Genomic DNA, 15,621 nt, shown 5'->3' with positions numbered 1-15,621 from the left:
AATCAATGATGATCAGCGCGTTATATGTGGTTATAGGTGCTTTACTGATAATGAAGTTCACGCTCAACGTCGTTCGCTTTCGGCGTCAGCACAAGGTTGCCTTTGGGGATGGCGGTCATCACGACCTGAATATGGCTATCCGTATTCACGGCAATGCCATTGAAACGATTCCCCTGGCGTTGCTGCTACTCGTGACCCTGGAAATGAACGGCGCAGATGTCTGGATGGTTCACCTGACGGGCATCCTGTTTTTTATTGGCCGTTTCCTGCACGCTTATGGGTTGCGCAATGACGCCATGAGCGGCCGCAAATATGGCATGATGCTGACGCTGTTTGCCCTGTGTGGAATGGTGGTTTTTAACCTTATTTATCTCCCCTGGCAGTTGGTGCTCACCCTGCATTAATGTTCGCGGCTTAAAGGGTGCAGGCCGCGGCAGTTTCTGCCAGAATAGCGCCCTTTCCGCTGTCTCTTCGGATTTTCGATATGTCTGATCGCGATCAACTCTTTTCTGCGCCCATTGCAAAACTGGGCGACTGGACTTTTGACGAACGTGTAGCTGAAGTGTTTCCCGACATGATTCAGCGCTCGGTGCCCGGCTATTCCAATATTATTTCGATGATTGGGATGCTGGCTGAACGGTTCGTCCAGCCCAACAGCCAGGTGTTTGACCTTGGCTGCTCATTAGGTGCCGCCACGCTCTCGGTGCGCCGCAATATTCACGTGCCCGGCTGCCAGATTATTGCCGTGGACAACTCTCCGGCCATGGTCGAGCGCTGCCGCCGCCATATCGATGCCTTTCGCGCCGATACGCCGGTTAGCGTGGTTGAAGCGGATATCTGTGACATTGAGATTGAGAACGCCTCTCTGGTCGTGCTTAATTTCACCCTGCAGTTTCTTGAGCCACCGGCCCGTCTTACGCTGTTAAGTAAAATCTGGCAGGGGCTGAATCCCGGTGGTGCGCTGGTGCTTTCTGAGAAGTTTAGCTTTGAAGATCCTGAAGTCGGCGAACTGCTGTTTAACATGCACCATGACTTTAAGCGTGCCAACGGTTACAGCGAGCTGGAAATCAGCCAGAAGCGCAGCATGCTGGAAAATGTCATGCTGACCGACAGCGTGGAAGCGCACAAGGCGCGCCTGAAGCAGGCGGGGTTTTCCCATGCTGAGTTATGGTTTCAGTGCTTTAATTTTGGTTCGTTGGTGGCATTAAAATGATCGACTTTGGCCGTTTTTATCAGCAAATCGCCGTTGGCCCCCTGGCAAAATGGCTGGAAGTGCTGCCCGCACAGATCAGCGACTGGCAGCGGGAAAATTTGCATGGACATTTCCGTGACTGGTACAAATCGCTGGAATATTTACCGCTGCTGGAACCCCAGCGGCTGGATCTGCTGAATAGTGTGAGCGCCGATCGTGATGATATCAGCGATCGTCATCGTCAGGGCATTGAGAAACTGCTGCGAAACCTGATGCCGTGGCGTAAAGGCCCCTATTCTCTGTATGGGACTGAGATTAATACCGAATGGCGTTCGGACTGGAAATGGGAGCGCGTGCTGCCTCATATTTCATCGCTGGCCGGACGAACCGTGCTGGATGTCGGTTGTGGCAGTGGCTATCACATGTGGCGCATGATTGGTGCGGGCGCGCATCTGGTGGTAGGTATCGATCCCATGCAGCTGTTTTTATGCCAGTTCGAAGCCGTGCGTAAACTGCTGAATGACGATCGGCGCGCCCATTTGCTGCCGCTCGGCATTGAACAACTGCCGGTTCTTCAGGCATTTGATACGGTGTTTTCCATGGGCGTGCTGTATCACCGTCGCTCCCCGCTTGACCACCTTCTCCAGTTAAAAAATCAGCTGGTGAACGGCGGCGAACTGGTACTGGAAACGCTGGTGATCGAAGGCGATGTGAATCAGGTACTGGTGCCAGGCGAACGCTATGCGCAGATGCGCAACGTCTATTTTATCCCCTCGGCTGAGGCGCTGAAAAGCTGGCTGGAGAAGTGCGGTTTTGTTGACGTGCGTATTGTTGATTTCGCCCTGACCTCCACCGAAGAGCAGCGCCGTACTGACTGGATGACCAGTGAATCACTGGCCGAGTTTCTCGACCCCGACGACAGCAGCAAAACCGTTGAAGGTTATCCAGCCCCGCTGCGCGCCGTGCTGGTTGCCACAAAACCGTAGCCCTCAGCGGCGAGACAGCGCCAGTTTCGCCGCAAAGCCTATAAATACACAGCCGGTTAAACGGTCCATGACCTTCAGTACCCGAGGCCGTTTTAACTGCTCAGCAAAATAATGGCTGCTGCCGATCAGCACCGTGCTCCAGGCCAATCCCACCAGCATATGCGTCAACGCCATCAGACTGCACCAGATCGCCACGGAAGCACCCTGCGGAATAAACTGTGGCAAAAATGTCACATAGAAAACGCCGACTTTGGGATTCAGCAGATTACCCAGCAAGCCACGGCTAAAGCAGACCAGATGGCTTTGCTGAGCCACGGCTTCAGCAGGCAGCGACGCGCTCTGGGTGCGTGGGTGCCACAGCAGCTTGACGCCCAGATAAAGTAAATAGGCCGCACCTATCCACTTCAACAGGTTATAAGCCATTTCAGAGGCCAGCAGCAGCGCGCCCAATCCCAGCCCCACCGCTATCCCCCACAACAAACACCCTGATGCCACGCCCAATGCCGTGGCGCTGGCGCGCCGCCAGCCTTGTGCCGCTGCCGAACGCAGGATTAAGGCGGTATCAAATCCCGGTGTCAGGGTCAAAATCACAATAGCAAACAGGAAAGAGAGTAAAGAAGCCGTCATATGCGTATCCCCGATAAACACCGACTCACGATATCAAGCGCATTTCTGTCTGTACAGCCAGCAAAAAAGCATTAGCTGCTATTCTTTTTAAGGGCTTTATCTTCGGGCCGGTAACGGCCTTCATTTATGTAACCAGGAGCAACGTTTATGAAATTTATTTTCTCTTCACCCCGCAAATATGTGCAAGGTGCTGGCGTACTCGATGAACTGGGAAACTATGTCGCCGAGCTGGGTAATCATGCTTTTGTGGTGGCAGACGATGTCGTCTGGGGACTGGTCGGTGAGCGGGCGCATTCTACGCTGACCCAGGCGGGCGTGAAGGTTATTCGCCAGCAGTTCAATGGTGAAGCGTCCAGTAATGAAATCACCCGCCTCAGCCAGCAGGCACAGCAACAAGGCTGTAACGTGGTGATTGGGCTGGGTGGCGGTAAAACGCTGGATACCGTTAAAGCAGTTGCCGATGAACTCAAGCAACCGGTGGTTATCGTTCCGACGATTGCCTCCACCGATGCACCCTGTAGTGCCCTGTCGGTGATCTATTCTGACAGCGGCGTCTTTGAAAGCTATCGCTTCTACAGTAAAAACCCGGATTTGGTTTTGGTCGATACCGCAGTCTGCGCCGCCGCGCCTGCTCGCTTATTTGCCTCGGGCATTGCGGATGGTCTGGCCACCTGGGTCGAAGCCCAGGCAGTAGCCCGTAGCCATGCTAAATCGATGGTGAATGGCGATCCGACCATCGCCGGGCTGGCAATAGCCCGCTCCTGTGAAGAGACCTTATTAACGTGGGGCTACAGCGCCTATGTGGCTGTTAAGGAAAAACGCGTGACGCCTGCGGTCGAGGCGGTGGTGGAAGCGAATACCTTGCTGTCAGGACTGGGGTTTGAGAATGCCGGTCTGGCAGGCGCGCACGCCATTCACAATGGTTTTACCGCCATCGAAGGCGATATTCACCACCTCACTCACGGCGAGAAAGTGGCCTACGGCACCTTAACCCAGATGGTACTGGAGCAGCGTCCCGATGAGGAAATTGCCCGCTACATCCGTTTCTACCGCTCCATCAATATGCCAACAACGCTGAAAGAGATGCATCTGGACGGGGTAAGTTGGGAGAATCTGGTAAAAATAGGGGCGCTGGCCAACAGTGAAGGCGATACGCTGAAAAACCTTAACCCTAACCTGGCACCGGAGCAGATTGCCCATGCGCTGCTGGGGTTGGATGCCTTTAGTCAGACGGTAAAATAATCGCTATTCCGTCGCCTCAGCGGGGTTATCCCAGTACTGGTATTTATAGACCGCGCTGAGGTGGCGTTGAATGGTCCCTTTTTCGAACACTTCGGTTTCATTCAGATAACTCAGCGTGCAGTTGCCCTTTTCATCCCAAAACTGGCATTCATCCACGGAGCGCAAGGTGCTGACGTCGGTCGTCGCGGTGCCATTCAGGCGCAGTTCCCGCGCCTGCTTGTCGTAGGTGTAAGTATCTTTGCGACGGGACGAGGTCGAACGCGTTACCAGACCTTGCGAATTCCATTGATAACGGTATTCACCGTTACTGACGGGATCGGTTCCCCGCGCAACACTTTTCAGCAAACGAAAGCCGTTGTCATAACGGTAAGTCGTATCGGTAAAGCCGTCTTTACCCATGCTGATAAATTTATCTGACGCGCTGATGATGTTGCCGTTTTTACCCTTCTGCCAGTTAATCGTGCCCTGGCGATTATCCACCACCACTTCGCTACCCTGCTTTAACACTTTAACCAGATAGGCATATTCCGCGACCCAGCCGCCCTGAACCCGCACCAGGTGTTGCTCCATGCTCAGGATGACATTACGCTCATTTTTGTCGTAGCTGATATCGGCCACCAGCAGATCGCCACAGCGGTCGAACTGTCCCAGCACCCGCTTTTGTGAATTAACGTCTTTGCCAAACTCACCGGCGATGACCTGACGTACCTCACCCTTTGCGCTACCGCCCAGCAGAATCCAGTTATTGCTGTTGGTCACCGCTTTATTGTGTGGCTGGCATGCTGCTGCCCATGAAGAGGGGAATAAAATCAGGGTGATTACAGCGGACAGCAGAACGCATCGCATGGTATGAGCCTCGGACGTCAATGTCGTTAACGGTTTACCTTAAATAGCAGGAACCGACTGATGAAGGAAAGCAGAATTATTTTGACAGCACGATTGCCTCACAGGTCATCCCAGAGGCGTCCTGACGGAATTTTGGACAAAAAATACCCCAGCAAATGTGCTGGGGTTTGGTACTTGCAAACATCACGTCATCAAACGGCGTGCTGCGCGGCAAAACTGGTAGTGAGTCAGGCCACTCGGGCGGTATTCATCTGCATCACGCTTTTCATTGCTTCAACGACATCGCTGTCGACGCAGTAACGGCTGAACTCATCAATTTCGGCTTCGGAACACATGGAGACACCCGCTTTGCGGTAGCGCATCGGCGATGCCACAAGGTGGCTGGCCGAGCTGTGTACCTCGCGGATATCCGCATCAAGAAACTTTTGCAGGTTGCTGAGACGTACCCCAGCACCGGCCATAATGATTGGACCTGTGCTGTATTCATTAAGTTCCCTCAATAATGCAATTCCGTTTTCCGCGCTTTGTTGCTGGCCAGAGGTCAGGATGCGCCGGACGCCGAAGTCCGTCAGCACCTCAAGCGATCGCTTAGGCCGATGGCACAAATCAAAGGCGCGATGAAAGGTCACCGCCATACCGTCGCAAAGCGCCATAATCTGGCGCATCTGGCTGGCGTGGATATTGGCATCTTCATCCAACATACCCAGCACGATGCCAGGGAACCCCAGTTCACGGATGCGTGCTACGTCTGACTTCATCGTTTCAAATTCACGGCTGGAATAGCAAAAGTCGCCGCCGCGCGGGCGAACGATAGGATGCACCGGAACAGAAATGTCACGACGGGCGACTTCCAGCATGCCGGCAGAAGGCGTCAGTCCGCCTTCACGTGGCGCCGCGCAAAGCTCAATGCGATCGGCTCCCGCCTGCTGGGCGGTTAATGCACAATCCACGCCATAGCAACAAATTTCCAGTGTGGTCATTCTCTTCTCCTTTACATGGCTTCCTGTTCACGCCAAATTCGTCAGGTATGCTTATCCCTTAGAACAGTTTACGTGGAAAACTAACTATGACATTCAATTTTGACCAACGGATAGACCGCCGTCACAGTGATAGTCTTAAATGGCACAAATATGCGGGTCAGGATATTCTGCCACTGTGGGTCGCCGATACCGATTTTCGATCGCCTGAGTCGATCATTGAAGCCATTAAAAGTCGCGTTGACCACGGCGTTTTTGGTTACGGTGATGCGCCTCACGGCCTGATAAAAGCGCTGATCGCACGTTGTGCATCGCGCTATCACTGGCAGGTTGATCCCGAATGGATAGTGGTTTTACCCGGCGTGGTCTGCGGCTTAAATCTGTCGGTTCGGGCCTTTACCTCGCCACAGCAAGGCACCGTTGCCCCCTTACCGATTTATCCCCCTTTCCGTTCGGCCGCCAGACTGGCAGAGCGCGATCAGCTGAGCCTGCCATTAACCTTGCAGCAAGGACGTTGGGTGATGGATCTGCGCGCAGCGGAGGGAAAGATGCAGGACAAAAAGCTGTTAATGCTGTGTAATCCTCAGAACCCAGGCGGCACCGTTTATCGTCGGGAGGAACTGGAGGCACAGCTGGCATTTGCCCAACAGCATGATTTACTCGTGTGTTCTGATGAAATTCATTGCGATCTGCTGTTAACGCCGGGCTTGCAGCATATTCCGTTTGCCTCGCTGAGCGATGATGCTGCCCAGCGCAGCGTCACGCTGCTGTCCCCCTCAAAAACTTTTAATATTGCAGGCCTGGGCGCCTCCGTCGCCATCATCCCCAACCCCGAACTGCGCGCGCGTTTTACCGCCGTGCGTCAGGGCATTGTGCCCTCGGTGGATATTCTGGCGCTGGTCGCTGCCGAGGTTGCCTGGCGCGACAATGATGACTGGCTTGATGCACAGCTTGAATATTTGCGGGGTAATCGCGACTGGCTGGTTTCTCAGGTGAATGCGCTGCCCGGGCTCTCAATGACATCCCCCGAAGGCAGCTATCTTGGCTGGATCGATGCCAGCGACTTGCCGGTGGCCAGTCCGGCACTTTACTTCGAAAAGCACGGACTGGGATTCTCACCGGGTCGCGATTTTGGCGATGACCGCTTTGTGCGGATTAATTTCGGTTGCCCGCGCGCCCTGCTGGAAGAAGCGGTCAAACGGCTTCAACGCGCCGTCGAGGCTCTCGCCTAAGACTGCTCACTGGCTACGATTTCTTCCAGGCTCCACGGGTGAAATTTTATCGTGGTTTCTCCATCGGTCACCGCCAGGGTCGGATTAGGCAGACGCTCATTTTCCCCTTTAGGCGAGCTGGTTTTAAAAGAAATACCGGGTTGTGCGAGCGCGTGGTCAGACAGTAGCGCCATCGCACGCATCCCAAGGGTTTCTGGCTCGCCCCTCAATACCACTTCTACATGCTCCCAGCCTTCATGGCGATAACGTTTCTCTCCCGGCCACGGCAGTTCAATCACGTCAATGTGCCAACTGGCAATGACCAGAGGTTGATACAGTTTGAACAGGCAGACAGGACGACCATTAATCATGGCCGCCGAGAACTGCCGCCCCATTTGTGCCAATCCCCGCTGCCAACGTTCGGCGGTGGCGTTTTGGTGACAGCGCACAGCAACGTGATCGACGTGCAGTTCGTCAGCCCTTAACCCCAAACGTTGTGAAAACTTTTGTAACCGTTGTTCAAAGGCGGCCAGATCGTCGCGTAAGTCGTCCAGTTCTGCTGGAAAGGGGGTACTCACTGTTACTTCTCTCCCGATCAAATTTAATTACTTAAGGTTCGTAACTCATTGTCAACGTTGAATCGTAAATGACAAAAGGGTGAGATTCATCTTATTTGGGTGATTATTTTCAGCTAAAGCGAATAAATAACGTTTTTAATTCAGAGTTATCTTCTTTTTAGATCCACTCTTAAGTTGATAAACACCAGTTAATATAATGTTTTTATTGAACATAATTAATACAATAAGATAAGTCTCATTTAATCCCGGACTGATTGCAGCTGCGTCGCCTTTCTTATAAATTTGCATTGATACCATTATAAGGAAAGTTTTTATGACTATGCTCATCGTTGTTGCAACATTGATCGCACTGATGGGATTTGCCCTTGCGCGCCACTGGAAGGTGCGAGAAGACAAAAGTGTTAAAAACGCGCGCCACGCACGCCGTCGCTGACGCCGCCGGGAAACATTTTCGGGCCTGTTTCCCCCGCCTTTATCCAGTTACTGACTCAAGCTGACATTTCACGTATACTTTTTCCCTCATTTTTTCCGTTCTGCCTGATGATAGCTCTTGTCACTCCATCCGGCAGAATGATGATGACAGCTCGCTGCGCTGTCAGCGTGCTTTTCTCAGCATATTTAAGGTAATCCGGTGAATATTCAGGCGCTTCTTTCCGCAAAAGTCAGTCAGGCTATGGTGCTGGCTGGTGCTCCCTCCGATTGTGAACCTCAGGTTCGCCAGTCGGCCAAAGTTCAGTTTGGTGATTATCAGGCAAACGGCATTATGGCCGTTGCTAAAAAACTGGGCCAGGCGCCACGACAACTAGCCGAAACCGTCATTCAACATCTGGACCTTAGCGGTATCGCCAGCAAGGTTGAGATTGCCGGACCGGGTTTCATTAATATCTTTCTCGATCGCAGCTGGCTGGCAGATAACGCCAGAAAAGCACTGCATCATCCGCGACTCGGTGTTAGCACCGTTGAACCCCAAACGGTGGTGGTGGATTACTCTGCGCCGAACGTGGCGAAAGAGATGCACGTCGGTCACGTACGCTCCACCATTATTGGTGATGCGGCCGTGCGCACCCTGGAGTTTCTGGGACATAACGTCATCCGCGCCAACCACGTTGGCGACTGGGGCACGCAGTTCGGTATGCTGATCGCCTTTCTTGAGAAACAGCAAAACGAGAACCACGCCGAAATGGCGCTGGCAGACTTAGAAGGCTTTTACCGTGAAGCCAAGCGCACCTACGATGAAGACCCTGATTTTGCGGAGCGTGCGCGCCGCTATGTGGTGAAGTTACAGGGCGGCGACGAGTACTGCCGTCAGATGTGGAAAAAGCTGGTTGATATCACCATGAGTCAAAACCAGCATATTTATAACCGCCTGAACGTCACCCTCACCCGTAAAGATGTCATGGGCGAAAGCCTTTATAACGATATGCTGCCCGGTATTGTCGCCGACCTGAAAGCAAAAGGCTTAGCGGTCGAAAGCGAAGGTGCAACGGTCGTTTTTCTGGATGAATACCAGAATAAAGAAGGTGAGCCGATGGGCGTCATCATTCAAAAGAAAGACGGCGGCTATCTTTACACCACAACCGATATTGCCTGTGCGAAATACCGTTACGAGACGCTGCACGCCGATCGCGTAATTTATTACATCGATTCGCGCCAGCATCAGCATCTGCAGCAGGCATGGACCATCGTGCGTAAAGCCGGCTATGTACCTGAATCTGTCCCGCTTGAGCATCACGCATTTGGCATGATGCTGGGCAAAGACGGTCGTCCGTTTAAGACCCGCAGTGGCGGTACCATTAAACTTTCCGATCTGCTGGATGAAGCCTATCAGCGTGCTTACACGCTGGTGCGCGAAAAAAACCCGGATATGAGCGAAGACGAAGTGGTTTCGCTCGCGGAAGTGGTGGGCATCAGCGCAGTGAAATATGCTGACCTGTCAAAAAGCCGTACCACGGATTACATCTTTGACTGGGACAACATGCTGGCGTTTGAAGGTAACACCGCGCCCTACATGCAGTACGCTTATACGCGTGTGCTGTCCGTATTCCGCAAAGCGGGCATCGAGGCCGAGACGATTCAGGCAGACATCACCCTGAGCGACGATCGTGAAGCCCTCCTGACAACGCGCCTGCTACAGTTCGAAGAGGTCATCACCCAGGTTGCCCGCGACGGCACGCCGCATGTGATGTGTGCTTACCTCTACGACCTGGCCGGTCTGTTTTCTGGCTTCTACGAACACTGCCCGATTCTGGCGGCAGAGGATGACGCGACCCGCCAGAGCCGCTTGCAGATTGCTGCCCTGACCGCTAAAACCCTGAAGCTGGGGCTGGATACGCTGGGTATCAAAACCGTCGATCGCATGTAATTGCTTTAGGCGCTGAGCCCTCACTCTGACTCAGCGCCTGTCTGTCATCCTGCCCACCTGTCTTATCCCCCGCTGCCTCATGATTTCCTCTGCGCCCCTCTGCATGCCTGTCTTCGCACCTGAAGGTGGTAACGACATAAATCAGCACACTATTGCCTCAAAACAAGACATCGTCATGCCTGGCAGCAGCCCGATAGGCGCAGACAACCTACATCCCCTGTTTATCGGCAAAATCTCATGACGTGATGCCATTCTCAGTACCGAACTCTACTATAAGCCCGCATTTCATCAGGTCTTTACGTGTTTCGAGAAAGGATAATCCATCGATGTTAAGAAAAACATTTGCCGAATTCATCGGTACATTCTGGCTGGTATTGGGGGGTTGCGGGAGCGCCCTCTTCGCCGCGAATTTTCCGCAAACCGGGATAGGTTTTGCTGGCGTGGCTCTGGCTTTTGGCCTCTGCGTGCTGACCATGGCCTTTGCTGTTGGTCATCTCTCAGGCGGGCATTTTAATCCTGCCGTCACTCTGGGGCTGTGGGCCGGTGGCCGCATCGGATATCAGACTATTTTCCCCTATATGATTGGGCAAGTGGCTGGCGGTATCGCCGCGGCGGCTCTGCTGTATCTGATCGCACGGGGCCAGGCTGGTTTTGATGTGGCAGCCAGCGGTTTCGCTGCCAATGGCTTTGCCGAACATTCCCCAGGCGGCTATTCACTGTGCGCAGCCGTGGTGACTGAGCTGGTGCTCAGCGCCTTTTTTCTGATCATCATTCAGGGTGCGACCGATAAACGCGCGCCTGCGGGTTTCGCGCCGGTGGCGATTGGCCTCGCCTTAACGCTTATTCATTTAATCAGCATTCCCGTGACCAATACGTCGGTGAATCCGGCGCGCAGTACGGCGATGGCGGTATTCCAGGGAACCTGGGCGTTACAGCAGTTGTGGGTATTCTGGCTGGTGCCGCTGGTGGGCGGTGTAACTGGCGGGTTGCTCTATCGTTATTTGCTGGCAAGTAAAGACTAATGGATGACGGTGATGACCGAACCTGTGGGTCATCGCCCAGACCGGCAGCGGCAACAGGATCGCACGCTGTCGGTCTGACCTGAGCCGGTTGATGGCCCGACTCAGTGATAATTGACCGTCACTTCGGTGCTGACCACTTTTAGTCCCGGCGGTAAGCTTCCGCTGCCGGCGAAACCAAACACCATGTGCAACGTTTCACCTGCGGCAACCCCGGTAAGACCGCGCGTCCCACCATTTGCCCCCTCCAGATCGGTACAACGCTGCTCAGCACAAAGCCGAACCTGCAGGCCTGACGGCGCAGGCTGGGTAAACTGATAGCGCCAGTTCACGAGGCTGATTGCCCCTTTGACCTCTCCCGGCGGCGTCAACGGCTGGGAGGATTGCCAGCTCCCGCGATTGACCAGCAATGGCCCTGCGGCGCTGGCACTCCATGCGCCATCGGCGGCCTGAGCAAACATCGGCAGCAGTAGCGCAAACAGCATCATCGATCTCATTGTTTGCCTCCGATGGTAGCGGTCATTCGAATCTGGCGATTATCGCTTAATTCCATATTTGACAGCACCACCAGCTGCGGCATGTTACGGCGCAGGAAGCGGGCCAGTAAGGCACGCAATGGATGATTCACCAGTAATACCGGCGGTGCGCCCATCATCTCCTGACGCTGCAATGCTTCTTGCGTCTGCGCTAACAGGCGGTCAGCAAGCCCCGGCTCCAGTCCGCCACCGCCCTGCAGGGCCTGCAGCAACAGGCGCTCCAGTGTGGCATCCAGTCCAATCACCTGAACTTCACCGTTACCCGGGAACCACTGCTGGGTAATTGCCCGACCCAATGCCACGCGTACCACGCTGGTTAATTCCTGCGGATCGCTTTGTACCGGGGCGTGCTCCGCCAGGGTTTCAATAATGGTGCGCATATCGCGAATTGAGACACGCTCTACCAGCAGGTTTTGCAGAACTTTATGCAGGGTGGTCAGATTGATAACGCCCGGCACCAAATCTTCGGTCAGTTTAGGCATCTCTGAAGAGACGCGGTCCAGCAGTTGCTGTGCTTCCTGACGACCAAACAGCTCGCTGGCATACTGACCAATGAGATGATTAAGGTGGGTTGCCACCACGGTACTGGCTTCCACCACGGTAAAGCCCTGAATCTGCGCCTGTTCTTTCAGCGCGCCATCAATCCAGACGGCGGCAAGGCCAAAGGCCGGGTCCACCGTGGCTTCACCCGGTAAGGTCCCTGCGGCGGTGCCTGGGTTGATCGCCATCCAACGTCCCGGATAGGCATCACCACTGCCAATTTCCACGCCTTTCATCAGAATACGATAGCGGGCTGGTGGCAATTCCATGTTGTCGCGGATATGCACCACAGGAGGCAGGAACCCGACGTCCTGCGCCACCTTTTTACGAATGCTGCGGATACGACCGAGCAGTTCGCCGTTTTGGTTATGATCGACCATCGGAATCAGGCGGTAGCCCACTTCCATGCCCAGCGTATCTTCCAGTTGGACATCGGTCCAGGAGGCTTCAGCCGATGCCGGTGTGTCCATGGATTTGGTGAGGCTGCCCGGCGATTCGATATTCGTTTTAGGCTGCATTTCACGGCCACGTAACCACCATGCCAGGCCCAGCAATGCGGCGGTAAACAGCAGGAAAACAAAGTTTGGCATGCCCGGCACTAAGCCCAGCAAACCAATCACCCCGCCACTCAGCATCAACACGCGGGGATCTTTGAACAGCTGCCCCACCATCTGCTCACCCACGTCCTGGTCAGTCGCTACGCGGGTAACAATCACACCGGCCGCCGTGGAGATAACCAGCGCCGGGATCTGGGCAACCAGGCCGTCACCGATGGTCAGCAACGTATAAGTCTCTGCCGCCTGTCCTGCGGCCATCCCGTGCTGAACGATACCGACCAACAGTCCACCGATCACGTTGATTACCATGATCATAATGCCCGCGATGGCATCACCACGCACAAACTTACTGGCACCGTCCATTGAGCCGTAAAAGTCGGCTTCCTGGGTGACTTCGGCACGGCGGCGTTTCGCCTCATCTTCACCAATCAACCCCGCATTCAGGTCGGCGTCGATGGCCATCTGTTTACCGGGCATCCCATCAAGCACAAAACGTGCGCCCACTTCAGCGATACGGCCAGCACCTTTGGTGATAACCATAAAGTTGATAATCACCAGGATGATAAACACCACAATACCGATGGCAAAATTGCCCCCGACCAGAAAGTGGCCAAAGGCTTCAACCACCCGTCCGGCTGCGGCCGCACCCGTGTGACCTTCCAGCAAAATGATACGGGTTGAGGCGACGTTCAGCGCCAGGCGCAGTAAGGTCGAAAACAGCAAAATGGTCGGGAACGCGGCAAATTCCAGCGTCCGCTGGGTAAACATCGCGACCAGCAGCACCATAATCGACAAGGCAATGTTGAAGGTGAACAACAGATCCAGGATGAATGGTGGTAACGGCAGGACCATCATCGACAAAATCATGATGATCAGGACCGGACCAGCAAGCACCTGCCACTGCATGTCTTTGAAGTTGCCCGGTAGGCGTAGTTTAGCGGCCAGATTAGCCATCGTTTTTGTTCTCTCCTGCAAAGTCCATCTCTGCCGGGACCGGCAGGTCTTTAGGTTTTACGGGTATCAGGCCGCCTTCGCGCTTCCAGCGACGTAGCTGCCAGACCCAGGCCAGCACTTCTGCCACAGCGCCATACAGCGCGCCCGGAATGTGTTGTCCAATTTCAGTATGTCGGTACAGCGCACGCGCCAGCGGCGGTGCTTCCAGAACCGGGATACGGTGTTCCGCGCCCAGTTCACGAATGCGTAAGGCAATATCCCCTGCGCCCTTGGCGATGACCTTCGGTGCACTCATCTTTTTCTCGTTATATTGCAGAGCAACCGAATAGTGCGTCGGGTTAGTGACGATCACATCCGCTTTGGGGACATCGGCCATCATGCGACGCCGGGCTGCGGCACGCATTTGTTGACGGATGCGTCCTTTAACATGCGGATCACCCTCTTGCTGCTTGTGCTCATCGCGAATTTCCTGACGCGACATGCGCAGCTTTTTAAAGTGACTGTACAGCTGCCAGAAAACGTCATAGCCCACCATGGGGATCAACCCGAGCATGACCAGCGAACAGCAAATGGCAATCATATCCATGCCGTGAATCAGTGCTGTTGTAGGTGACTCGGCAATCAGACGCAGCATATCCGGCCAGTGCGTCCAGATGTACCAGCCTGCCACACAGCCAACCAGGATGGTTTTCAGTATCCCTTTAAACAGTTCGGTCCATGCCTGCGCCGCAAACATACGTTTAAAGCCCGTCAGCGGATTAAGCTTGCCGAAATCCACTTTGATGGATTTACCGCTAATCACTACGCCGCCCAGTAGCATCGGCGAGGCGATGGCGACCAGAACCAGTCCACCCAGTAACGGCAACAGTGCGCCAAGAGCCTGCATAATCAGATTGCCGACATGGGCAATAATGATTTTGTCATCGGTGACCATGCCGTGGTCAAAACGTAACCCGGTTGACACCATGGCACCCAGTCGGTGAGCCATCATGGTGCCGCCAATCCATAAAATCATGATGCCGGCTAACAGCATCAGCAATGAGGTCAGTTCGCGCGAACGCGGAATCTGGCCTTCTTCACGTGCTTTTTCAAGTCGGTGGGCCGTGGGCGATTCTGTTTTGTCTTCGTCGCTATTTTCTGACACCACACACCTCGGTTGGCAGGAATTCTGAGCATAGAATGCCAAATTTGGGTTTGGTTAAAGCGTGGATAAAACGTGAAAAACACGCGCTCTTTCACGGATGGCAAAAGAGAAAAGAGAAGTGGCCTGTCAGAAACAGGCCATCTTGAAGAAGGGGGCGATGGCGACCCGGTAGTGGGTCAGCCATCGCCAGACAGGCTGGCGGTTAAAAGCCCAGGCTATCCAACAGGTCATCAACCTGGTCCTGGTTAGCCACAACGCCTGGCGCAGCAGAGTTTACCTGCGGGCCATTGAGCAGCGTGGTGCCAACCTGACGTTTCTCGGCGCTCACTTCTGGCATGTTTTCCAGCAGCACCATTAACAACTGGCGCTCGATTTCCTGGATCACATCCATCATGCGCTTGATAACCTGACCGGTAAGGTCCTGGAAATCCTGCGCCATCATGATGTCGAGCAACTGCTTGTTAGTAAAAGAGGTGTGCTCAGGCACTTCCCCTAAATACTCACGCGTATCCGTCACCAGTTCGCGCGCGTCGGCAAGTTCAATTGGATTTTCAAACCACGCATCCCAGCGTCCTTTCAGCGCTACAGCTCCCGCTTCCATTTTATCCTGGTGCGGTTGCGCAGCTTCGACGCTGTTCAGCGCCCGGTCGGCCGCCTGGGCGGTCTTTTGCACTACATAGTCCAGACGGTCGCGGGCGTCAGGAATGGCTTCAGCAGCTTCTGCAATGGCCTGATCCAGCCCCAGCTCACGCAGGCTTTCACGCAGCATGCGGGTCAGTGAACCGATGCGGGAAATAATATCATGTGCCGCGGCTTGCTCAGCTGATTTCGGAAGGTCGCTCATCACATC

General features: G+C 54.3%; 15 protein-coding genes. 7 read left to right on the top strand and 8 right to left on the bottom strand.

Annotated elements, in window-relative coordinates; all coding sequences use genetic code 11:
• Window positions 1-8 precede the first annotated feature (8 nt).
• The 3 genes from FBY13_RS07905 to cmoB all read left to right on the top strand — a co-directional run bounded on the left by FBY13_RS07905 (window position 9) and on the right by cmoB (window position 2,178).
• Window positions 9-404: an MAPEG family protein gene (locus FBY13_RS07905; protein WP_063879904.1), complete on the top strand. Its 396-nt coding sequence runs from the start codon at window positions 9-11 to the stop codon at window positions 402-404.
• Window positions 405-484: 80 nt separating this feature from the next.
• Entirely contained in the window at window positions 485-1,213 is a 729-nt protein-coding gene (gene cmoA / locus FBY13_RS07900) for a carboxy-S-adenosyl-L-methionine synthase CmoA (protein WP_063879905.1), read from the top strand.
• Window positions 1,210-2,178 carry a tRNA 5-methoxyuridine(34)/uridine 5-oxyacetic acid(34) synthase CmoB gene (gene cmoB, locus FBY13_RS07895; RefSeq protein WP_096011149.1) on the top strand — a complete coding sequence of 323 codons (969 nt, stop codon included), beginning with the start codon at window positions 1,210-1,212 and terminating at the stop codon, window positions 2,176-2,178. Before cmoA ends, cmoB begins: the two co-directional genes overlap by 4 nt.
• Window positions 2,179-2,181: 3 nt before the next feature.
• Here cmoB and FBY13_RS07890 read toward each other — a convergent pair whose 3' ends face one another.
• Window positions 2,182-2,805 carry a LysE family translocator gene (locus tag FBY13_RS07890; RefSeq protein ID WP_096011182.1) on the bottom strand — a complete coding sequence of 208 codons (624 nt, stop codon included), beginning with the start codon at window positions 2,803-2,805 and terminating at the stop codon, window positions 2,182-2,184.
• A gap of 147 nt (window positions 2,806-2,952) precedes the next feature.
• On the opposite strand from FBY13_RS07890, the gene FBY13_RS07885 reads away from it, so the two are divergent.
• Window positions 2,953-4,047 carry a glycerol dehydrogenase gene (locus FBY13_RS07885; RefSeq protein WP_145393897.1) on the top strand — a complete coding sequence of 365 codons (1,095 nt, stop codon included), beginning with the start codon at window positions 2,953-2,955 and terminating at the stop codon, window positions 4,045-4,047.
• Between the two features lie 3 nt (window positions 4,048-4,050).
• On the opposite strand, the gene FBY13_RS07880 is transcribed toward FBY13_RS07885, so the two are convergent.
• On the bottom strand, window positions 4,051-4,893 hold the full coding sequence (locus tag FBY13_RS07880) for a hypothetical protein (protein WP_145393896.1): 843 nt from the start codon (window positions 4,891-4,893) through the stop codon (window positions 4,051-4,053).
• A 227-nt stretch (window positions 4,894-5,120) separates the two neighbouring features.
• A complete protein-coding gene (gene cutC / locus FBY13_RS07870; RefSeq protein WP_063879909.1) occupies window positions 5,121-5,873 on the bottom strand; it encodes a copper homeostasis protein CutC in 753 nt (250 codons plus the stop codon).
• An 86-nt stretch (window positions 5,874-5,959) separates the two neighbouring features.
• Between cutC and FBY13_RS07865 the strand changes: the two genes are divergently transcribed.
• Entirely contained in the window at window positions 5,960-7,102 is a 1,143-nt protein-coding gene (locus FBY13_RS07865) for a MalY/PatB family protein (protein WP_145393894.1), read from the top strand.
• Here FBY13_RS07865 and FBY13_RS07860 read toward each other — a convergent pair.
• Complete coding sequence (locus FBY13_RS07860; protein ID WP_063879911.1) at window positions 7,099-7,659, bottom strand: VOC family protein; 561 nt, start codon at window positions 7,657-7,659, stop codon at window positions 7,099-7,101. The two genes, FBY13_RS07865 and FBY13_RS07860, sit on opposite strands and share 4 nt — an antisense overlap.
• Window positions 7,660-8,290: 631 nt before the next feature.
• Here FBY13_RS07860 and argS point away from each other — a divergent pair.
• Window positions 8,291-10,021: an arginine--tRNA ligase gene (argS, locus tag FBY13_RS07855; protein ID WP_109716486.1), complete on the top strand. Its 1,731-nt coding sequence runs from the start codon at window positions 8,291-8,293 to the stop codon at window positions 10,019-10,021.
• Between the two features lie 326 nt (window positions 10,022-10,347).
• Window positions 10,348-11,043, top strand: a complete 696-nt coding sequence (gene aqpZ, locus FBY13_RS07850; RefSeq protein WP_096011145.1) for an aquaporin Z — start codon at window positions 10,348-10,350, stop codon at window positions 11,041-11,043.
• 101 nt (window positions 11,044-11,144) lie between these two features.
• Here the strand turns inward: aqpZ and FBY13_RS07845 are convergent, their stop codons facing one another.
• From FBY13_RS07845 to cheZ, 4 genes are all read right to left on the bottom strand, one after another.
• Window positions 11,145-11,537: a flagellar protein FlhE gene (locus FBY13_RS07845; protein WP_063879915.1), complete on the bottom strand. Its 393-nt coding sequence runs from the start codon at window positions 11,535-11,537 to the stop codon at window positions 11,145-11,147.
• Window positions 11,534-13,627 carry a flagellar biosynthesis protein FlhA gene (gene flhA, locus FBY13_RS07840; protein WP_063879916.1) on the bottom strand — a complete coding sequence of 698 codons (2,094 nt, stop codon included), beginning with the start codon at window positions 13,625-13,627 and terminating at the stop codon, window positions 11,534-11,536. The genes FBY13_RS07845 and flhA overlap by 4 nt, the downstream gene beginning before the upstream one ends.
• On the bottom strand, window positions 13,620-14,771 hold the full coding sequence (gene flhB / locus FBY13_RS07835; protein ID WP_063879917.1) for a flagellar biosynthesis protein FlhB: 1,152 nt from the start codon (window positions 14,769-14,771) through the stop codon (window positions 13,620-13,622). The genes flhA and flhB overlap by 8 nt, the downstream gene beginning before the upstream one ends.
• A 202-nt stretch (window positions 14,772-14,973) precedes the next feature.
• Window positions 14,974-15,615, bottom strand: coding sequence for a protein phosphatase CheZ (gene cheZ / locus FBY13_RS07830; protein ID WP_109716489.1), 642 nt, complete (start codon window positions 15,613-15,615; stop codon window positions 14,974-14,976).
• Between the last annotated feature and the right edge of the window lie 6 nt (window positions 15,616-15,621).

It is taken from the genome of Pantoea sp. SJZ147 (genome assembly GCF_007828605.1).
Classification (GTDB): Bacteria; Pseudomonadota; Gammaproteobacteria; order Enterobacterales; family Enterobacteriaceae; genus Pantoea; species Pantoea allii.
This window is presented reverse-complemented; position numbering and strand designations above follow the sequence as displayed.